General features: G+C 60.9%; 18 protein-coding genes. 11 read left to right on the forward strand and 7 right to left on the reverse strand.

Going from position 1 to position 20,287, the window contains the following annotated elements; genetic code table 11:
• Positions 1-29 precede the first annotated feature (29 nt).
• The 6 genes from bioB to AC3Z8Y_RS02075 all read left to right on the forward strand — a co-directional run bounded on the left by bioB (position 30) and on the right by AC3Z8Y_RS02075 (position 4,831).
• Complete coding sequence (bioB, locus tag AC3Z8Y_RS02050; protein WP_181113330.1) at positions 30-1,088, forward strand: biotin synthase BioB; 1,059 nt, start codon at positions 30-32, stop codon at positions 1,086-1,088.
• A gap of 3 nt (positions 1,089-1,091) precedes the next feature.
• The gene (gene bioF / locus AC3Z8Y_RS02055) at positions 1,092-2,282 is read left to right on the forward strand and encodes an 8-amino-7-oxononanoate synthase (RefSeq protein ID WP_490088253.1); all 1,191 of its coding nucleotides are present in this window, start codon (positions 1,092-1,094) and stop codon (positions 2,280-2,282) included.
• Positions 2,275-2,985 carry an alpha/beta fold hydrolase gene (locus AC3Z8Y_RS02060; RefSeq protein ID WP_490088254.1) on the forward strand — a complete coding sequence of 237 codons (711 nt, stop codon included), beginning with the start codon at positions 2,275-2,277 and terminating at the stop codon, positions 2,983-2,985. Before bioF ends, AC3Z8Y_RS02060 begins: the two co-directional genes overlap by 8 nt.
• Positions 2,978-3,772 carry a malonyl-ACP O-methyltransferase BioC gene (gene bioC / locus AC3Z8Y_RS02065; protein WP_490088255.1) on the forward strand — a complete coding sequence of 265 codons (795 nt, stop codon included), beginning with the start codon at positions 2,978-2,980 and terminating at the stop codon, positions 3,770-3,772. Before AC3Z8Y_RS02060 ends, bioC begins: the two co-directional genes overlap by 8 nt.
• Before the next feature lie 14 nt (positions 3,773-3,786).
• Positions 3,787-4,467, forward strand: a complete 681-nt coding sequence (bioD, locus tag AC3Z8Y_RS02070) for a dethiobiotin synthase (RefSeq protein ID WP_490088256.1) — start codon at positions 3,787-3,789, stop codon at positions 4,465-4,467.
• A gap of 73 nt (positions 4,468-4,540) precedes the next feature.
• A complete protein-coding gene (locus tag AC3Z8Y_RS02075; protein ID WP_181113315.1) occupies positions 4,541-4,831 on the forward strand; it encodes a pyrroloquinoline quinone biosynthesis protein PqqE in 291 nt (96 codons plus the stop codon).
• A 1,289-nt stretch (positions 4,832-6,120) separates the two neighbouring features.
• Here AC3Z8Y_RS02075 and AC3Z8Y_RS02080 read toward each other — a convergent pair.
• The gene (locus AC3Z8Y_RS02080; RefSeq protein ID WP_490088257.1) at positions 6,121-7,131 is read right to left on the reverse strand and encodes a hypothetical protein; all 1,011 of its coding nucleotides are present in this window, start codon (positions 7,129-7,131) and stop codon (positions 6,121-6,123) included.
• A gap of 316 nt (positions 7,132-7,447) precedes the next feature.
• Here AC3Z8Y_RS02080 and tssI point away from each other — a divergent pair, with 316 nt between their 5' ends.
• The 5 genes from tssI (at position 7,448) to AC3Z8Y_RS02105 (ending at position 15,168) form a co-directional block, all read left to right on the forward strand.
• On the forward strand, positions 7,448-9,280 hold the full coding sequence (gene tssI, locus AC3Z8Y_RS02085; RefSeq protein WP_490088258.1) for a type VI secretion system tip protein TssI/VgrG: 1,833 nt from the start codon (positions 7,448-7,450) through the stop codon (positions 9,278-9,280).
• 167 nt (positions 9,281-9,447) lie between these two features.
• Positions 9,448-11,253 (forward strand): phenylacyl-CoA dehydrogenase, encoded by a 1,806-nt coding sequence (locus AC3Z8Y_RS02090; protein ID WP_490088259.1) that lies wholly within the window; start codon positions 9,448-9,450, stop codon positions 11,251-11,253.
• 213 nt (positions 11,254-11,466) lie between these two features.
• A complete protein-coding gene (locus AC3Z8Y_RS02095) occupies positions 11,467-12,753 on the forward strand; it encodes a GGDEF domain-containing protein (protein WP_490088260.1) in 1,287 nt (428 codons plus the stop codon).
• Between the two features lie 98 nt (positions 12,754-12,851).
• Positions 12,852-14,636, forward strand: a complete 1,785-nt coding sequence (locus tag AC3Z8Y_RS02100) for an acyl-CoA dehydrogenase C-terminal domain-containing protein (RefSeq protein WP_490088261.1) — start codon at positions 12,852-12,854, stop codon at positions 14,634-14,636.
• A gap of 373 nt (positions 14,637-15,009) precedes the next feature.
• Positions 15,010-15,168, forward strand: a complete 159-nt coding sequence (locus tag AC3Z8Y_RS02105) for a YqaE/Pmp3 family membrane protein (protein ID WP_011063854.1) — start codon at positions 15,010-15,012, stop codon at positions 15,166-15,168.
• Here AC3Z8Y_RS02105 and AC3Z8Y_RS02110 read toward each other — a convergent pair.
• The 6 genes from AC3Z8Y_RS02110 to pqqA form a co-directional block, all read right to left on the reverse strand.
• Positions 15,165-17,000, reverse strand: coding sequence for an alpha/beta hydrolase family protein (locus tag AC3Z8Y_RS02110; RefSeq protein ID WP_490088262.1), 1,836 nt, complete (start codon positions 16,998-17,000; stop codon positions 15,165-15,167). The two genes, AC3Z8Y_RS02105 and AC3Z8Y_RS02110, sit on opposite strands and share 4 nt — an antisense overlap.
• On the reverse strand, positions 16,966-18,114 hold the full coding sequence (gene pqqE / locus AC3Z8Y_RS02115) for a pyrroloquinoline quinone biosynthesis protein PqqE (RefSeq protein ID WP_490088263.1): 1,149 nt from the start codon (positions 18,112-18,114) through the stop codon (positions 16,966-16,968). Before pqqE ends, AC3Z8Y_RS02110 begins: the two co-directional genes overlap by 35 nt.
• The gene (pqqD, locus tag AC3Z8Y_RS02120) at positions 18,086-18,361 is read right to left on the reverse strand and encodes a pyrroloquinoline quinone biosynthesis peptide chaperone PqqD (protein ID WP_181113287.1); all 276 of its coding nucleotides are present in this window, start codon (positions 18,359-18,361) and stop codon (positions 18,086-18,088) included. Before pqqD ends, pqqE begins: the two co-directional genes overlap by 29 nt.
• Complete coding sequence (gene pqqC, locus AC3Z8Y_RS02125) at positions 18,358-19,110, reverse strand: pyrroloquinoline-quinone synthase PqqC (RefSeq protein WP_490088264.1); 753 nt, start codon at positions 19,108-19,110, stop codon at positions 18,358-18,360. The genes pqqD and pqqC overlap by 4 nt, the downstream gene beginning before the upstream one ends.
• Before the next feature lie 97 nt (positions 19,111-19,207).
• Positions 19,208-20,119 carry a pyrroloquinoline quinone biosynthesis protein PqqB gene (gene pqqB, locus AC3Z8Y_RS02130; RefSeq protein ID WP_490088265.1) on the reverse strand — a complete coding sequence of 304 codons (912 nt, stop codon included), beginning with the start codon at positions 20,117-20,119 and terminating at the stop codon, positions 19,208-19,210.
• Positions 20,120-20,185: 66 nt separating this feature from the next.
• Positions 20,186-20,257 (reverse strand): pyrroloquinoline quinone precursor peptide PqqA, encoded by a 72-nt coding sequence (pqqA, locus tag AC3Z8Y_RS02135; protein ID WP_003243383.1) that lies wholly within the window; start codon positions 20,255-20,257, stop codon positions 20,186-20,188.
• Positions 20,258-20,287: the final 30 nt, after the last annotated feature.

Below are 20,287 nucleotides of genomic sequence, written 5' to 3' on the forward strand. Positions count from 1 at the left end.
CATCCCAGCATAGAACAAGGAACCCCCCGATGAGCGCCAGCCTGCAAAGCCCGCTGCGTCATGACTGGACGTTGGCCGAAGTAAAGGCCCTGTTCACCCAGCCGTTCAACGACCTGCTGTTCCAGGCTATGAGCGTTCACCGCGCGCACTTCAACCCTAACGAGGTTCAAGTGTCCACGCTGCTGTCGATCAAGACCGGCGCCTGCCCCGAGGACTGCAAGTACTGCCCGCAATCCGGCCACTACAACACCGGCCTGGAGAAGGAAAAGCTGCTTGAAGTACAGAAGGTGCTCGAGGAAGCCGCGCGCGCCAAAGCCATTGGCTCTACCCGCTTTTGCATGGGCGCCGCCTGGAAGCACCCTTCGGCCAAGGACATGCCCTATGTGCTGGAGATGGTCCGCGGCGTGAAAGCGCTGGGCCTGGAAACCTGCATGACCCTGGGTAAGCTGGACCAGGAGCAGACCGTGGCGCTGGCCCAGGCCGGGTTGGACTATTACAACCACAACCTGGACACCTCGCCAGAGTTCTACGGCAGCATCATTACTACTCGTACCTACGGCGAGCGCCTGCAAACCCTGGCGTACGTACGTGACGCGGGCATGAAGATCTGCTCGGGTGGCATTCTGGGCATGGGTGAGTCGCTGGACGACCGCGCCGGGCTGCTCATCCAGCTGGCCAACCTGCCAGAGCACCCCGAGTCGGTGCCGATCAACATGCTGGTGAAGGTCGCCGGCACCCCGCTGGCCAACGCCGAAGACATCGACCCGTTCGACTTCATCCGTATGCTGGCCGTGGCCCGTATTCTGATGCCGCAATCCCACGTGCGGTTGTCTGCCGGGCGCGAGCAGATGAACGAGCAGATGCAGGCCCTGGCTTTCATGGCCGGCGCGAACTCCATCTTCTACGGCGACAAACTCCTCACCACCGCCAACCCGCAAGCCGACAAGGACATGCAGCTGTTCGCCCGCCTGGGTATTCGCCCGGAAGCCCGCGAAGAGCACGATGACGAGGTTCATCAGGCGGCGATCGAGCAAGCGCTGGTGGAGCAACGCAGCGGCGAGCTGTTCTATGACGCAGCGTCTGCCTGAGGCATGGCAGCGGACCTTCAGGCGCGCATTGCCGATCGGCTGAGCGAGCGGCGCGCCAACAGCCTGTATCGCCAGCGGCCCTTGCTGGGCAGCCCGCAGGGGCCCGAAGTGATCGTGGACGGCCAGCCGTTGCTGGCGTTCTGTAACAACGACTACCTGGGCCTGGCCAACCACCCGGAGGTGATCGCTGCCTGGCGCAGCGGCGCCGAGCGCTGGGGCGTTGGGGGCGGTGCGTCGCACTTGGTGATTGGCCACAGCGCCCCCCACCATGCACTCGAAGAAGCCTTGGCGGACCTCACCGGCCGGCCGCGCGCCTTGCTGTTTTCCACAGGCTATATGGCCAACCTTGCCGCAGTCACCGCGCTGGTGGGGCAGGGCGACAGCGTATTCGAAGACCGGCTTAACCATGCCTCGCTGCTGGATGCCGGCTTGTTGAGCGGCGCGCGGTTTTCGCGGTATTTGCACAACGACCCCACCAGCTTGGCAACCCGGCTGGAAAAAGCGCCTGCTGACGGTGCCTCGCTGGTGGTCACGGACGGCGTGTTCAGCATGGACGGCGATGTTGCCGAGCTGCCGGCGCTGGCGCAGGCAGCCAAGGCCCGCAACGCTTGGTTGATGGTGGACGATGCGCACGGTTTCGGCGTGCTGGGGGCGCAGGGAGGCGGGGTAGTGGAGCATTTCGGCCTGGGGCTGGATGACGTACCGGTACTGGTCGGCACCTTGGGCAAGGCGTTCGGTACCGCGGGCGCCTTTGTGGCCGGCAGCGAGGCGCTGATCGATTACCTGGTGCAGTTCGCCCGCCCTTATATCTACACCACCAGCCAGCCGCCCGCGCTGGCCTGCGCCACGCTTAAAAGTGTGGAGTTGGCGCGCTATGAAGGCTGGCGGCGGGAGCACTTGGCTGCGCTGGTGCGGCAATTCCGTAGAGGCGCCGAAGCGTTGGGGCTTACCCTGATGCCCAGCGACACGCCCATCCAGCCGATCCTGCTTGGCGACAGCGCACGGGCCATGGCCTGGTCCCGGCGGTTGCGCGACCAAGGCTTGCTGGTCACCGCCATACGCCCGCCCACCGTGCCGGCGGGGAGTGCGCGTTTGCGGGTGACCCTGTCTGCGGCGCACACAGAAGCGCAGGTAGCCCGGTTGCTCGATGGCCTGGCGGCTTGCCAGGCACTCCCGGAGCTGGGCAATGAGTGAAACGCTTGCCCTATTGCCGGGGTGGGGGCTTGGCCCGGCAGCGTTGGAACCTCTGGCCACGGCATTGGGCGCAGTGCGGCCGCAGGCGACAGTCACGGTTTATTCGTTACCTGACTCAGGTGACCCTGAGCAAGCGCTGGCGGAGCTTGACCACGCCATTCCCCTGGGCGCGTGGCTGCTCGGTTGGTCCCTCGGCGGCATGCTGGCAGTGAAGCTGGCCGAACGCCGAGCTCGCGCTTGCCCGGGTGTCATCACGTTCGCCAGCAATGCGTGTTTCGTGGCGCGCCCCGGCTGGCCCGCTGCCATGGCCCCGGAGGCGTTCGAGGCCTTTTCAAGCCATTGCTCGGCAGACCCGGCCGGTACACTCAAGCGTTTCGGCTTGCTATGTATTCAAGGCAGCCAACGCGGGCGCGCCCTGCTTAAAGGCCTGAACCTCGACACCACCTACGCCACGGCCCAAGGCTTGGCACTGCTGGCTGCGTTGGATAACCGCAGCGCATTACAAGCGATCAGCCTGCCGCAGCTGCATGTTTATGCCAACGCGGACGCGCTGGTGCCGACGGGTGCCGCATCGGCAATCGGGCACGTTGCCTCCGCGGCCTGTATCGAGGCATTTGAGGGCAGCCATGCGCTGGTGCTGGAAGCGCCTGACGTATTGGCTAGCCGGGCATGGGCATTTATCGAGGAAGCGACCTATGAATGACGCGACGGCGACGTTGCCGGACAAACGCCAAGTGGCGGCGTCGTTCTCACGCGCTGCCCATACCTATGACAGCGTGGCGGGCTTGCAGCGTGACGTGGGCGAGCATTTGCTGGCACTGGTTGAAGGCGCATCGGCCCCCGCCCGCTGGCTCGACCTGGGCAGCGGCACGGGTTACTTCAGCCGTAAACTGGCCCAGCGCTGGCCGGATGCCGACGGGCTGGCGGTGGACATTGCCGAGGGCATGCTCACCCATGCGCGCACTCAGGGTGGCGCCCGCTGGTATACGGCGGGAGACGCGGAAAGCCTGCCCTTGCGCGACGGCTGCGTGGACCTGATATTCACCAGCCTGGCCGTGCAATGGTGCGAAGACTTCACCAAAGTGCTGGCCGAAGCCCATCGGGTGCTGCGCCCGGGCGGTCGGTTCGCGTTCGCCAGCCTGTGCACCGGCACTCTGGGTGAACTGCGGGCGAGTTGGGAAGCCGCAGACGGCCAGGTACACGTGAACCGCTTCCGTCGGTTCGAGGCGTATCAACAGCTGTGCGACCACAGCGGCCTGCGGGTGGAAACACTGGTTTGTAACCCGCACGTGTTGCACTACCCCGACGTTCGCGGGCTTACCCACGAACTGAAAGCATTGGGTGCCCATAACCTCAACCCCGGGCGCCCCGGTGGGCTCACCGGCCGCGCGCGTATTGCCGCGATGGTCGCCGCCTACGAACGCTTTCGCCAACCGGCCGGCCTGCCCGCCACGTATCAGGTGGTGTATGGGGTGCTAAGCAAGCCATGACAAAGGATCACACCATGAAACACGCCTATTTCATCGCCGGCACGGACACCGAAGTGGGCAAGACCACCATTTCCGCTGGGTTGCTCCAGGCGGCGAGGCGCAACGGCTGGAGCACCTTGGGTGCCAAGCCGGTGGCGTCCGGCTGTGATCTCACGCCGGGCGGCCTGCGTAATAGCGATGCCTTGGCCTTGATAGCCGAAAGCACGCTCCAGCTGCCTTATAGCGCCATTAACCCGTTCGCGTTCGAGCCGGCCATCGCCCCGCACATTGCCGCACAGGAGGCAGAGGTGGCCTTGACGGTGCAGGCGGTGTTGCCCGCGATGCGCAAGGTGCTGGCACAGCCCGTTGACTTCACCTTGATTGAAGGGGCCGGCGGGTGGCGCGTGCCGTTGGCCGGGCAGGACAACCTGTCAGACCTTGCCATCGCACTCGGCTTGCCGGTCATCCTCGTGGTGGGCGTGCGGTTAGGTTGCATCAACCATGCGGTGCTCACCGCCGAAGCCATCGCCCGAGATGGCCTGGCGTTGGCGGGATGGGTTGCGAACATCGTCGATCCCCGCACGTCGCGGTTGGAAGCCAATCTGGCAACCCTCGCGGAGCGCCTGCCTGCACCGTGCATCGGCCAGGTGCCTCGCTTGCCGAAAGCCGATGCCGCCGCAGTCGCCGACCATCTGGACCTCAGCCGCCTCGCCTGACCAGCGTCGCTTTACGGCGACGCGGAACGGCGTACACTGATGGCCAATAGCCAATTAGCAACAGGACAGTGCCATGCAGATTTCGTCCGCCATGACCTCCGGCCTCAGCGCCATCCAGGCCGCCAGCACCCGTTTCGACAACGCCGCCGCTAAAGTGGCCGGCGTGGCCAACGATAGCCCGGCGCTCACCCAGTCCACCGGCTACCAGGCGCAACGCCTCAACGCCGTGGATGCCAGCCAGCAGACCGACCTCGCCGCGCTTACCGTTCAGATGACCCAGGCTGCCTTGCAGGTAGAGGCTGGGGCCAAAGTGGAAAAGGCCTCGGATCGGGCGCTGGGCACGATGATCGATACGTACGCTTGAAGTGTGTTGCACTGGCTTTTTTATTTAAGAACCGGTACAGGCGCCTTCCAGGCGTCTAGCTGGATACAAAGTTCCTTATCGTCAATTTTCTTGCAAGGCCAATTGTGGTTAATGTAATGGTCGGGTTTGAAACATAAGTTTTCGTTGTTGACCCATAATGAAGGCCCCCTTGTCCCGGGCTTTCTAAGTTTGGGGCAGTCAAAATAGTCGGAGTATGACGAGAAGAGGGTAGTTAAGATAATCGCGCTAGGAATTATACTTAGGCAACTATAAATTGTGGCTTTAAGCATAACATTTTGGAAGGTGTCAAGAAAGCTCCCTTCCTTTGGGTTAAATTGTTTACCAGTCCAGGCTGCTATGCTTATGGCTGGTATTCCAAGTATGGAAATGAGTAGCATAGGTAGCATTATTATTGCTGAGAAGGGGAGTTCTATCACCGGCGCCCCTCTCTTTAAACCATCATAGAATAAATAAATTTCTGTCCATGATAGATAAACGAGAAAACCTGCCAAGAGCAGCATGCCCGGAATAAAGCCCGCGGCTATCATTCTCAGCTTGGTGGGTGACGGTTCTACTGGATAAGACTTATGCCTGGCCATGGGTGCCTAGAATTCAAAAAATATCGGTGCTTCGGTATGGATAGTTCTGTTGAATCGTCACATGTGAATCAATATTTATCGATCTTTTATCTAGGGCATGTGCAGGCTGATCAATACGATCGACAAGATCATCGTCCGTCTACCTGAATGCATACGTCCTTTCCATTCACTGCCTTGCACGGCCAGTTATCGTTTATGTAGTGGTCGGGCTTGAAGCATGCGCGATCGTCGTTTACCCAATAGATCTGTCGAGTGGTGCCTGGAACATATAGCTTTCCGCAGGGCAAATAACCTCTTGCAAGCAGTATTATAGTTATAATAATAACGGCCGCTGGTACTAAGTAAATAAGTGCCTTGAATGCCACTGTAAACATTAAATTTTGAAATTTAAATAGCCCTGATCCCTTCGGTGGATCAAATTTTTTTCCTGTATATGCTGCAACTATAGCGGAAGTAGTCGCTAGAGCAAAAATAGGTAGCGCCGCTAGGAAAACGAAAACTATATATTGAGTTTCTACGACTAGAGCTTCGCGCTGAAGTCTCCCGTAGAGTTGAATTAAGAATTTGATTAGCCAGTGAAGGGAAAGGCTAATCATGAACAGCATGAATGGGATAAACGCCGTAGCGATTATTCGGGTTTTGGCAGATAGCTTTTGTGAATAGTGGTGTTTGGCTCTTAATGTCATCAGGCTATAGTCCTGGAATATTAAAAAAGCCAGGCAGGCGGGGGAGGCGGGGAGGCGCAGGCCAGCCTGAAGGATATATACCCTCATATTGTATTTTTTGTAGCGCCCATTTTTTAGTTTTCTCTAGAAAGTGTTCCGTTGCGCTCGACGCAATGCCATTGCCTATTTTTGTAGTATATTGTTGCAGGTCAACTTTTCTGATCTCGGTAAATTTTAACTTTAGGTTGTGGAGGTTTTCAACTCCGTAGCGGAGACCGGCCTTCACCGATTTCTTCACGCCATAGTCGGTATCCAGGGTATTCAACGAATACCCTACGGCGAACACTATGAATGCCCCTGCTGCAACGGGTAGGAGAACGGTGCCAACCCAAGCAGCCACGATAACCGCCACAGCATAACCAACCGCCGAAGCAATCCCTGCCTTCACGAGCTCCACCCCAATCCCTGCAAATAAGTCACTCATTACCGCTTCGTCATTAAACACCCATTCCAAAACTTCAATACCGACCGCTACATAGCAGGAGAGTTTGAAGCCGGAGATGGAAGTTCCTCTTATGCCGTACTTCCCGATTCCCATCTCGACGAGCTGAGGATTACGAATACCGTAGCGCGTCCCTTTGAGCTTGTTTCGCAGGCCGGGTAAGCCGGTTAGCACTAAATACTGCCGTCCGTTGTGGGTCGATATCTTGACCTTGGTACCGAAGCCGCCAATATCACGATAAAACTTCGCAAAGTTGTAAAGATCATATACACCCAATGCACTCGGAACGCCTGCATTCGTATTTACATATTCATGAATCGTCCCGTTATAGGCAGCCTGTGTTTTGCCCCAGGCGCCATCCAGTAAGCCGGGCTGAGTCCGGGTACATATTTGGGGTGCCTTGGTTGGGGTTGGCACCGTGGTGAAAGGGGGGATGCGTGTGACGGGCCCGTCCATGGGCAGGATGATCAGTTCACGCTGGTTTTCGTCGAGTTCGCGGTCCAGCTGTTCGAGCTGGGCATTGCTGGGGCTCATGACGGGCTTTCCTTGTCGGCATGGCTGTTGGCTGGGTTGGCAGCCTTGGAAGGGACGGAGCCTACAGGCAGGGCTTGTCGATTTCAAACGGATGGGATCCGCTTATAACGGCCTTTGTCTCTGATGCCCGATGTCCTTCGGATGCCTTGAAAGGCCTGTCTTAGAGGCGTTTTAGAGGATTAGGCGAGAAGTTGACCGGCCGCGAAGCCCCAAGCTGCTTGCAACATTTCCTGACGCTTTTTGGTAACGTTTTATTGACGCTCTACGCCTAGGAGCGGTTCCATGGGGCCGTTTCGATAGGCGCAGGAAGCTCATCATGATTATGGAAAACCTTGGGTCATTGCTTACCCAGGAAAATCGCTTGTTCACGTTTCATTCGCCATTGCCTTCCCACCAGGTGCTGCAACTGCTGCGGTTCGAAGGGCGAGAGGCGATGTCCGAGCTGTTCCGCTTCAATGTGCAGCTGATAGCCCACGATCCCAACATCGAGCTGAAGAAGCTGATCGGGCAGCAGGTGCGGATTGGCATCACCTTGGCCGATGGCAGCATCAGGTACATCAGCGCGCTGGTGTCGAACTTTGTTCATGTGGGTGTCGATGAACAGGTCGCGCATTACCAAGCCGAGCTGGTGCCATGGCTATGGGTGCTCAGCCGCCGCCGCGATTCCCGTATCTTCCAGGACAAGACCACCGAGGAAATCGTGAGGGAGGTACTGGCCCATTACCCCGCCTTGGCCGACTACGAATTCCGCTTGAGTAAGCCGCTCAAGCCTGTGAGCTATTGCACGCAGTACGAGGAAACCGACCTTAATTTCGTTCTGCGGCTGCTGGAAAACGAGGGCCTGTTCTTCATATTCCAGCATCGCGAAGACGGCCACCGCCTGATCATTGCCGATGACAGCGACCGGCTCAAGCCGCTGGTGGCGCAACCGGTAATCCGCTACCACGGCGCGTCTGCTGTTGAAACCGAGGATTCGATCACCGAATGGTCGGGCGCTCGGCATTTCCAGCCGAGCGCCTTGTCACTGAAAACCTTCAACTACAAATACCCCAGGGACTCGAATTGGATTCATTTGAAATCGATCAATGAACAAGGCGACGTTGGCGAACTGGAGGTCTTCCAGTACGAAGGCCTCTATGGTTATGCCAATCTCGAAGCAGGGGATGCCAAGGCAAGGCACCGGCTGGAGGCAATGGAAGTCCAAGGCAAGGTATTCGACGGCAAGAGCACCTGCCGGGCAATGGAGCCCGGCCATACCTTCGAACTCACGCAACACTACGATCATGACAATGGCCAACTCGAAGACCGGCACTTCCTGCTGCTTGCGGTAGACCACTATGGCCACAATAACTACAGCAACCAAGGTGGGGCCGGTTATAGCAACACCTTTACCTGTATCCGCCGCAAGATTCCGTTCCGGCCAAGCCTCGATACGCCCAGGGGCGTGATCAGCGGGCCGCAGACCGCGATCGTGACCGGGCCCCGTGGCGAGGAGATCTTCACAGACGAACTGGGAAGGGTGAAGGTGAGGTTTCATTGGGATCGCAATGGTACGCTCGATGACCGCAGTTCGTGCTGGATTCGTGTAGCGCAGGCTGCTGCCAGTGGCGGCTTCGGCAGCATCCAGATTCCGCGGGTGGGTGACGAGGTGATCGTGGCCTTCCTGGACGGCAACCCTGATCGCCCGTTGATCATCGGTAGCTTATACAACGGTATCAACTCGCCGCCTTGGGCGCTGCCAGCGCAAAAGACACAGAGCGGCTTCCTCACGCGCTCGATCAAGGGCAGCGCCCGTACGGCAAACGCCTTGCGGTTCGATGACAAGACCGGTGCCGAACAGGTCCTTGTGCATGCTCACCGTAATTTGGATATCAGCGTCGAGGCGGACGAAAGCCGCTCTGTAGGTGGCAATCGCAGGACGATCGTTAGTGGGAGGCAGTCGGAGATCATCAAGCTGGAAAGCAGCGTGATCGTCGAGGACGGCAACTATTGCGTCTCGGTCGAACAGGGCGTGCTAGCGCTCAAGGCTACAACGGCCATCAGCCTGGAGGTGGGTTCGAGCAAGTTGGTAATGCACCCCGATGGGCGGATTCTGTTATCCGGTGTAACGGTCGATATAAAAGGATCGACCGCCATCAATCTCAATTAAAGCCTTTCACCAGCGCGACAGTCGATCAGCGGCCCAGTCATGGCCCTTGACAACCCATCTGGCATAAACGTATGTTTCAAACACCTGTTTGACGCGTCCGCCGCGGGTGGATGAGTCGATTATTTGCGGTTCACCTCCCTACCGGATTCAGCACAGAGGTTTTCGTTATGCCCGACTACAAGGCCCCCTTGCGTGATATTCGCTTCGTTCGCGATGAGCTGCTCGGCTATGAAGCGCACTATCAAAGCCTGCCTGGCTGCCAGGATGCTACCCCGGACATGGTCGATGCCATCCTGGAGGAAGGCGCCAAGTTCGCCGAGCAGGTGCTGGCCCCGCTGAACCGTGTAGGCGATCTCGAAGGCTGCACCTGGTCCGAGGGCGGGGTAAAAACGCCGACGGGCTTCAAGGAAGCCTACAAGCAGTTCGTTGAAGGCGGCTGGCCAAGCCTGGCTCATGACGTGGACCACGGTGGCCAAGGCCTGCCCGAGTCGCTGGGCCTGGTCATCAGCGAACTGGTGGGCACCGCCAACTGGTCCTGGGGCATGTACCCCGGCCTGTCCCATGGCGCGATGAACACCATCTCCGCCCATGGCACCCCGGAACAGCAGCACACCTACCTCACCAAGCTGGTGTCCGGCGAGTGGACCGGCACCATGTGCCTCACCGAGCCTCATTGCGGTACTGACCTGGGCATGCTGCGCACCAAGGCCGAGCCTCAGGCCGACGGCAGCTACAAGGTCAGCGGCACCAAGATCTTCATCTCCGCCGGCGAACATGACATGGCCGATAACATCGTCCACATCGTACTGGCTCGCCTGCCCGATGCCCCGGCTGGCACCAAAGGCATCTCGCTGTTCATCGTGCCCAAGTTCCTGCCCAACGCCGAAGGCGGCGTGGGCGAGCGCAACGGTGTGTCCTGTGGCTCGCTCGAACACAAGATGGGCATCCACGGTAACGCGACCTGCGTGATGAACTTCGACGGCGCTACCGGCTACCTGATCGGCGCGGCGAACAAAGGCCTGAACTGCATGTTCACCTTTATGAACACCGCTCGCCTGGGTACCGCCCTGCAAGGCCTGGCCCATGCCGAGATCGCCTTCCAGGGTGGCCTGAAATACGCCCGTGACCGCCTGCAGATGCGCTCGCTTACCGGCCCGAAGGCGCCAGACAAAGCCGCTGACCCGATCATCGTCCACCCAGACGTACGCCGCATGCTGCTGACCATGAAGGCATTCGCCGAAGGCAACCGCGCCATGGTGTACTTCACTTCCAAGCTGGTCGACATCGTCAAGTACAGCCAGGACGAAGAAGAGAAGAAGCACGCTGACGGCCTGCTGGCCTTCATGACCCCGATCGCCAAGGCGTTCATGACTGAAGTAGGCTTCGAAGCGGCCAACCATGGCGTGCAGATTTACGGCGGCCACGGCTTCATCGCCGAGTGGGGCATGGAGCAGAACGTTCGCGACAGCCGCATTTCCATGTTGTACGAAGGCACCACCGGCGTTCAGGCGCTGGACCTGCTGGGGCGCAAGGTATTGATGACCCAGGGCGAAGCGCTCAAGGGCTTCACCAAGATCGTGCACAAGTTCTGCCAGGCTCAGGAAGGCAACGAAGCCGTGAAGGAATTCGTGACGCCGCTGGCCCAGTTGAACAAGGAGTGGGGCGAGCTCACGATGAAAGTCGGTATGGCTGCCATGAAGGATCGCGAAGAAGTGGGCGCGGCCTCCGTGGATTACCTGATGTACTCGGGCTACGCCTGCCTGGCGTACTTCTGGGCGGACATGGCCCGCTTGGCTGCGCAGAAACTGGCCGAAGGCACTTCCGAAGAAGCCTTCTACACCGCCAAGCTGCACACCGCGCGCTTCTACTTCCAGCGCATCCTGCCGCGCACCCGCACCCATGTGGCTGCGATGCTGTCGGGCGCAAGCAACTTGATGGCCCTGGAAGAAGCGGCGTTCGATCTCGGCTACTGATACTGCCCGCTGCTCCCAAAGCCGCTACCTTCGCAGGTAGCGGCTTTTTTGTTGCTCGCAAAAAGGTGTTCTCCATGCTCCAGGCCAACCAAGGGAATGTAAGCGCCGGCTTTTGGTCCGACCTTTGACGGGTGCCTCATTCTTTAAGAGGCACGGCCGATACAAATAAAGGCACAATGCCACATACCATTTGCTGGGCCGGAGCCAGTTCCTTTGCCGCGTTCATCCGCCTATCGCTATAGCCACTTTTTGCCGTCCGCCCTGTTGTTGCTGGCGGGGTTGGCTGCAGCCTATGTACGTGACCTGAGCACATTCTTCACCTCCCTTTTCAACGTGCTGCCTACGTTGGTGCTGCTGTTGGGTGGCGCCTACTGCGCGGTGTACCGCCGCCAGCGTGAGCTGTTCCTGATGGTCACGGTATATGTTGCCTATTTCCTGCTGGACACCCAGACCGACTATTACCGCGACAACGGCAAGGTGCGCGATGACGCCGCGGTGATCTTCCACCTGTGTTGCCTGTTATTGCCCCTGCTCTACGGCTTGTTCGGCGCCTGGCAGGAGCGCACGCACCTGCTGCAGGACATGGTGGCCCGCTTCGCCGTGCTGCTGGCGGTGGGCGCGGTGGCGCTCGGGTTTGAGCAGAGTTTCCCGCAGGCGCTGCTCAGCTGGCTTGCGGACATTCGCTGGCCCGCGCTGCATGGGCAGTGGATGAGCCTGATTCAGCTGGCCTACCCTGTGTTTTTCCTGATGTTCGTGCTGCTGGGCGCTCAATACGTACGCCAGCCCCGCCCGCTTCATGCCGCTCAACTGGTAGGGTTGGTGGGGCTGTTCTGGATGCTGCCCAAAACCTTCATCCTGCCCTTCACGCTCAACATCATGTGCAGCCAGGTGATGCTGATGATTGCCGCGGCGGTAGCGCATGAGGCCTACCAGATGGCGTTCCGGGACGAGCTCACGGGCTTGCCGGGCCGTCGCGCACTGAACGAACGGCTGCAAAGGCTGGGGCGCAACTACGTGATCGCCATGAGCGACGTGGACCACTTCAAGCGCTTCAACGATACCCACGGCCATGACGTGGGCGACCAAGTGTTGCGCCTGGTGGCCAGCAAGCTCGGCAAGGTGAGTGGCGGGGGCCGGGCTTATCGGTATGGGGGCGAAGAGTTCGCCCTGGTGTTCGCCGGCAAAACCCTGGAAGAGTGCCTGCCTCACCTGGAAGCCGTGCGAGGCGTGATCGCCGCTTACACCATCCACCTGCGGGACCCGGACCGCCCCGCCGACGATCAGCAGGGCCGGCAACGCCGTGGCGCCAGCGCTGCCTCTCAGGTATCGGTCACCATCAGCATTGGCGTTGCCGAGCGGCAACTCGAACAGCGCAACCCCGAAGAGGTATTGAAGGCCGCCGACCAGGCGCTGTATGCCGCCAAGGGGGCTGGCCGCAATTGCGTGGTAGCCCATGGCCAGAATCGACGCGGAGCCATCCGAACGCGGAATGCGGCGTGACCGCGCTAAACCATCCGGTCACGCCATGACGCTACGTCTCTGATTTGTTGTTGGGCTACACTGGCGCCATCTCCTTTTTCGTGTTCTGAGAGGTTGCCATGGCCGAGTACAAAGCCCCGTTGCGCGACATGCGTTTCATCCTTGAAAACGTATTCGACGCGCCTGCTCAGTGGGCCAGCCTGCCTGCGTTGGCCGAGGTGGTAGACGCCGAAACCGCCTTGGCCGTGCTGGAGGAGGCTGGCAAGCTCACCGGTACCGCCATTGCTCCCCTCAGCCGCGCCGCCGACGAAGAAGGCTGCCATTACGCCGATACCGTAGTCACCACGCCCAAAGGGTTTGTGGAGGCCTACAAGTTGTACGCCGAGGGCGGGTGGGTAGGCGTAGGGGGCGACCCGGCCTTTGGCGGCATGGGCATGCCCAAGGCCATTTCGGCCCAGGTCGAGGAAATGGTGAACTCGGCCAGCCTGGCTTTCGGCTTGTACCCGATGCTCACCTCCGGTGCTTGCCTGTCCATCAGCGCTCATGCCAGCGAAGCGCTCAAGCAGCAATACCTGCCGAACATGTACGCCGGCGTATGGGCAGGTTCCATGTGCCTCACCGAGCCCCATGCCGGCACCGACCTGGGCATCATCCGTACGCGCGCGCTGCCCCAGGCCGACGGCAGCTATAAGGTCAGCGGCACCAAGATCTTCATCACCGGTGGCGAACACGACCTTACCGAGAACATCATCCACCTGGTGCTGGCCAAGCTTCCCGACGCACCGCCCGGGCCGAAGGGTATCTCGCTGTTCCTGGTGCCCAAGTTTATGGTCAACACCGATGGCAGCCTCGGCGAGCGTAATGCCGTGAGCTGCGGCTCCATCGAGCACAAGATGGGCATCCAGGCATCTGCCACCTGCGTAATGAATTTCGATGACGCGGTCGGGTATCTGGTAGGCGAGGAGAACAAAGGCCTGGCCGCCATGTTCACCATGATGAATTACGAGCGCCTGGGCGTGGGGATCCAAGGGTTGGCCTCCGGTGAGCGCTCGTACCAGAACGCCGTGGAATATGCCTGCGAGCGCCTGCAAAGCCGTTCGCCCACTGGTCCACAGGCCAAAGACAAGCCGGCCGACCCGATCATCGTGCACCCGGACGTGCGCCGTATGCTGCTCACCATGAAGGCCATGAACGAAGGTGGGCGAGCCTTTTCCACCTACGTGGCCATGCAGCTGGACGTGGCCAAGTACGCGGAAGAACCCGAACGCCGTACCCGTGCCGAGAGCCTCGTAGCGTTGCTCACGCCTGTGGCCAAGGCATTCCTCACCGATGCCGGCCTGGAAACGACCGTTCACGGCCAGCAGGTATTCGGTGGCCATGGCTATATTCGTGAGTGGGGCCAGGAACAGCTGGTGCGCGATGTGCGCATCACGCAGATCTACGAAGGCACCAACGGCATTCAGGCGCTGGACCTGGTGGGTCGTAAAGTGGTGGGCAGCGGCGGGGCATTCTATCGGTTGTTCTCGGACGAAATCCGCGCATTTGCCAGCGGCGCTTCCAGCGAGCTGGGCGAATTCACCGCGCCGCTGACGGCCGCCCTCGACACCCTCGACGGCCTTACCGAGTGGGTGCTCACGCGTGCCGCCGGCAACCCGCAGGAGATCGGCGCTGCCTCGGTCGAATACCTCCAGGCCTTTGGTTACACGGCGTACGCCTATATGTGGGCGCGCATGGCCCAGGCTGCGGTGGCAGGGAGCGAGGAAGCGTTCTACGCCAGCAAGTTGGGCACCGCGCGGTTCTACTTCGCACGGCTGCTGCCCCGTATCCATTCGCTTGCCGCTTCGGTAAGGGCGGGCAGTGAATCCTTGTACCTGCTGGAAGCCGAGCAATTCCTGGCCGTCTGACAGCGTGTAAGCCATCGCTTACACGCACCGGTGTCGATAGCTGATTGGCGCCCGCCGCTGCGGTGCGTATCTTGTGCACATGGACGTAGCGCAGGAAGCGCCGAACAGAAAAGGGACACGAAAAGGATCACTGCCAAGGTTGGCGGGACGATATGGATGTCAGGGAAACAAGTCTGCAAACCCCGCCTCGGCGGGGTTTCTTGTTTCTGGGAATATGAATCGATGCCCCCCTGCGAGAAGCGCGAGAACGGCCTTCTTGCGGCGCTGGCAATTCGCGAGCTCCGCCCGCTTCCTACAGGGCAAGAGGCGCCAACCGCTGAACCGCAGCGTAGCGGCAAGGTCTGTGAGGTATACCTTTTGGAGGCATTACCCCATGGACCTGATCCGCATCATTTTCGCCATCCTGCTCCCGCCGCTGGGCGTTTTTCTGCAAGTGGGCTTCGGTGGCGCCTTCTGGTTGAACATCCTGCTCACGCTGTGCGGCTACATTCCGGGCATCGTGCATGCCGTCTACATCATCGCCAAACGTTAAACCAGCCCCTTGTAGAACAGCCACTCCTGCTCCAGTGCGTGCGCCAGGTTTTTCGCCTGGCGAAAGCCGTGGCGTTCTTCGGCATAGTAGAACGCCTTGACCGGCACGCCGTTGGCCTCTAGCGAAGCGACCATTGCTTCGGTCTGTTCGGGCACCACCACCGTATCGAGTTCGCCCTGGAAGAAAATCACCGGGGCCTTGATACGGTCAGCGTGCTGCAGCGGGGTACGCTCGGCGTAACGCTGGGCATCCTGATCGGGGTCGCCGATCAGCCAGTCGAGGTAATCGGCCTCGAACTTGTGGGTTTCGCGCGCCAGCGTCATCGGATCGCTTACGCCATATAGGCTGGCACCGCCGCTGAAAATATCCAGGAACGCAAGGGCGCACAGCGTGGTGTAGCCACCGGCGCTGCTGCCACGGATGAAGGCGTGGGCGTCGTCTACCCAGCGTTCGGCGCGCAACCAGGCTACAGCGTTCCCGGCATCCTGTACGTCCGTGACGCCCCAGTTATGCTCCAACGCCATGCGATAGGCGCGGCCATAGCCACTGCTGCCACGGTAATTCAGGTCGGCAACGGCGAAGCCGCGCTGGCACCAGAACTGTATGCGCGGGTCCAGGACGGGGTAGCAGGCCGAGGTTGGGCCACCATGAATGAACACTAGCAAGGGCGCATTCGCCGGTTCGCCGCAGGCAGGGTAGAAGAAACCGTGTGCCTCGCCGTCGCCACTGGGGTAGCTGAAAGGCCGAGGTGTCGTGATTGCGGATGCAGGCAGCAATGCCTCGGTACCTGCCACAACTTCAAGCCCGTGGGTAGTTCGGTTGATTGCAACTACTGCGGGCGGGAGCAGCGGGGAGGCGGCAATGGCATACAGGTATTGGTCAGTGGCAGCGATGCTGCGAAAACGTGTGTAGTGATCGGTGTAATCGGTCAGCTCTCCCCCATCGCTGACAACGCCGAGGTAGCCGAAGCCTTTCTCCAGCCAGCTCGCGGCATAGCCGCCTTCAGGCAGCGGCAACCAGCTGGTGGCGCCCAGTTGCCAAGGCGCGCTGGCGTGGTCCGCCGCTTTGCCGGGCAGCATGGCCCAACCCTCAGCGGTTTCGCCCCAGGGCTGCCAGAACCCTTCGCGATCGCTCAGGCAATACAGGCGGCTTTGGCTGTCGAACCGTGGCTGCTGCAGGGACTCGGCGGTTCCATCGCCTGCCATGCAAACCGGTGCCTTCCAACCCTCGCTGCTCGCGCGTTCCGCGCACATCAAGCGAGTGCGCGTCCACGGCTGCTCGGGGCGGTCCCATTCCACCCACGCCAGGCGCTTGCCGCACGGGCTGAGTGTGGCTGCTCCATAGAAATCCCGGCCCTCGGCCAGTACCTGGCGCTCGCCGGTTTGGGCCTCGAGTGCCACCAGGCAGTGACTGGGGTAGGGCGCCCCTGGCCGCTCCTCTACCGCCAGCACCAGGCCGTGATGCCACGCCAGGCCACCATAATGGCAGCCACCCTGGCTCAGCAGCTCGGGCTCGCCCAAAGGCGTGACCGCCTGCCGGTAAATCTGCTGGTCTTTCTCGTTGACGAAATACACCGCGTCTGGCCCGGCACAAAAGGCCCCGCCGCCGTACTCATATACCCGGCTGCGTACGCTGAACCCTTCAGGTGTAACGCAGTGGGTGGTGCCTTCCTGCCAGCGATAGAGCCGGGAGCTACCTTCTTCAGGGCGGAATTCGTTCCAGAACAGCCCGGCGCCAGTAACGGCGAGTTCGGCGAAGTCGCGGCCAGCGGCAACCACTTCCGGTGCGCCAAGGGGCTCAGCCCCGGGCGATGACGTGTGAATTTCGCTCATTTCGGTAGGTCAGCCCTTCGATAGGAGTGGTACTGCGTTCGGCTTCCTCCCGCGCCGCCAGGATCACCCCATGGTGGGCCGATTTGGCACACACCGGGTCGGCATTGCTGGCGTCGCCGGTCAGCATGAACGCCTGGCAGCGGCAACCGCCGAAATCCTGTTCTTTCTCGTCGCAGGAGCGGCACGGTTCGGGCATCCAGTCATAGCCCCGGAAGCGGTTGAAGCCAAAGGAACGGTACCAGATATCATCCAGCGACTGCTCCCGCACATTGGGGAACTGCACCGGCAACTGGCGCGCGCCGTGGCAAGGCAACGCGGTGCCGTCAGGCGTCACGGTCAGGAAGATACTGCCCCAGCCGTTCATGCAGGCCTTGGGCCGCTCTTCGTAGTAATCCGGCGTCACGAAAATCAGCTTGCACGGATGGCCCTCGGCTTCGAGCCGTGCACGGTATTCGTTGGTGATACGCTCGGCCCGGCGCAGTTGCTCTTGTGTTGGCAGCAAGCCCACGCGGTTCAGCTGTGCCCACCCGTAGAACTGGCAGGTGGCAAGCTCCACGAAGTCAGCCTCCAGTGCCAGGCACAGCTCGATGATCCGGTCGATACGGTCGATGTTGTGCCGATGGGTCACGAAATTGAGCACCATCGGGTAGCCCCGTGCTTTCACCGCTCGCGCCATCGCCAGCTTCTGCGCGAAGGCTTTTTTCGAGCCCGCGAGCAGGTTGTTCACGTCCTCGTCGCTGGCCTGGAAGCTGATCTGGATATGGTCCAGGCCGGCCGCCTTGAAGGTATCCAGGCGGGCTTCGGTGAGGCCAATGCCGGAGGTGATCAGGTTGGTGTAATAACCCAGCCGGCGGGCCTCCGCGATAAGCTCGGCAAGGTCCTGGCGCACCAGCGGCTCGCCACCGGAAAACCCGAGCTGGGCCGCGCCCATCTCGCGGGCCTCGGCCATCACCCGGAACCATTCCTCGGTGGTCAGCTCTTTCCCCTGGGCGGCGAAGTCCAGCGGGTTGGAGCAGTACGGGCACTGCAGCGGGCAGCGGTAGGTCAGTTCCGCCAGCAGCCACAGCGGCAGGCCCACCGCAGGCTCAGGCGAGCTGGAGCCAGTGCTTTTCACGCGCCACCTCCATGAACTGTTCGACGTCGTCGGCCAGCTCCGGTACACCCGGGAATTGTGAATTCAGGCTGTCGATGATTGCCGCGACACTGCGCTGGCCATCGATCATCGCGCCGATGGCGCCCGCGCTTTCGTTGAGCTTGATCATGCCTTCAGGGTAGAGCAACACGTGGCCTTTCTGCGCCGGCTCGTATTGAAAACGATAGCCGGGGCGCCAGGCAGGCACCCGGTTACGGTCGAAACTCATAGTGTTATCCCTTTGTGCCAGACCCGCTCGCGGGTCACGCTGTGGTAAGGAGGGCGATCGAGTTCATAGGCCATGGTCATGGCGTCCAGCATGCTCCACAAGATATCGAGCTTGAACTGCAGGATCTCCAGCATGCGCTGCTGGCCTTCGGCCGTAGTGTAGTGGGCCAGGGTAATCGCCAGCCCATGCTCCACATCCCGGCGCGCCTGGCCCAGGCGGGTACGGAAGTACTCGTAGCCTGCCGGGTCGATCCACGGGTAATGCGCCGGCCAGCTGTCCAGCCGGGACTGGTGGATCTGTGGTGCGAACAATTCGGTCAGCGAACTGCTGGCCGCTTCTTGCCAGCTGGCACGGCGGGCGAAGTTCACATAAGCGTCCACGGCAAAGCGCACGCCCGGCAGCACCAGCTCCTGAGAGCGCAGCTGGTCGGGGTCCAGCCCCACGGCCTGCCCCAGCCGTAGCCAGGCTTCGATGCCGCCGTCCTCGCCCGGCGCGCCATCGTGGTCCAGCAGGCGCTGTATCCACTCGCGCCGTACCTCGCGGTCCGGGCAGTTGGCAAGGATGGCCGCATCCTTCATAGGGATGTTGACCTGGTAATAGAAACGGTTCGCCACCCAGCCCTGGATCTGCTCGCGGGTGGCGCGCCCTTCGTACATAGCCACATGGTACGGGTGGTAGATGTGGTAATAGGCGCCCTTGGCGCGCAAGGCCTGTTCGAATTCGGCCGGGGTGAGGGGTTGTTCGCTCACGGGAATGCCTCTTGTGATCGGTGTAGGGCGCGTCATCTATTCGCGAGCTACGCCCGCTTCCTACAGGTTGAAAGCTCCTGCAAGGCGCAGGCGTACCCTACAGCTGGATGCTCATGCCGTCGAAGGCCACTTCAACGCCGCGCCGCTCCACTTCGGCGCGCTCGGGTGAGTCTTCGTCGAGAATGGGGTTGGTGTTGTTGATGTGGATCAGCACCTTGCGCGCAACGTTCAGGCCGTCCAGCACTTCAAGCATGCCACCGGGGCCGTTCTGCGCCAGGTGGCCCATTTCCCTGCCGGTACGGGTACCCACGCCACGGCGTTGCATCTCATCGTCTTCCCACAGCGTGCCGTCTACCAACAGGCAATCGGCCTGCGCCATGCGCGCCAGCAGTGCCTCGCTCACCTGGCCAAGGCCCGGGGCATAGAACAACCGGCCGCCGGTGTTCAGGTCTTCCACAATCAGCCCGATGTTATCGCCAGGGTGTGGATCGAACCGGTGCGGTGAATAGGGTGGGGCAGCGCTGCGCAGTGGCAAGGGGGTGAAGCGCAGCGCCGGGCAGGCCGGTACGGTGAAGCTTTCGTCCAGGCCGATCCGTTGCCACTGCAGGCCACCGTTCCAGTGGCTGAGCATGTTGAACAGCGGGAAGCCGGTGGTGAGGTCCTGGTGAACCATGTCAGTGCACCACACCTGATGTGGGCAGCCTTCACGCAAACTCAGCAGCCCGGTGGTGTGGTCGATCTGGCTGTCCAGCAGGATGACCGCCCCGATGCCCGTATCGCGCAGCGCGCGGCCCGGTTGCAGCGGCGCGAAGCTTTGCAGCTGCGCGCGAATGTCCGGGGAGGCGTTGCACAGAATCCAGTTCACGCCGTCGTCGGAAAGGGCAATGGAGGACTGGGTGCGAGCCTGGGCGCGCAAGGTGCCGTCACGCAGGCCACGGCAATTGGGGCAATTGCAGTTCCACTGGGGGAAGCCACCGCCCGCCGCCGAGCCGAGGATTTGAACGTACATGTGGGCTCTCGAATAGCGCAAATAAAAACGCCCCGGCGAACCGAGGCGTCATGCCGATCGTTGAAATCAACGATTAGCGAAGTACATAGTCACTTCAAAACCAATACGCAGATCAGTGTAAGCAGGTTTGGTCCACATGGGCGTCATCCTCTGTAGGAAAGAAAAAAG

It is taken from the genome of Pseudomonas sp. 3MAES_34.3B (genome assembly GCF_058145875.1).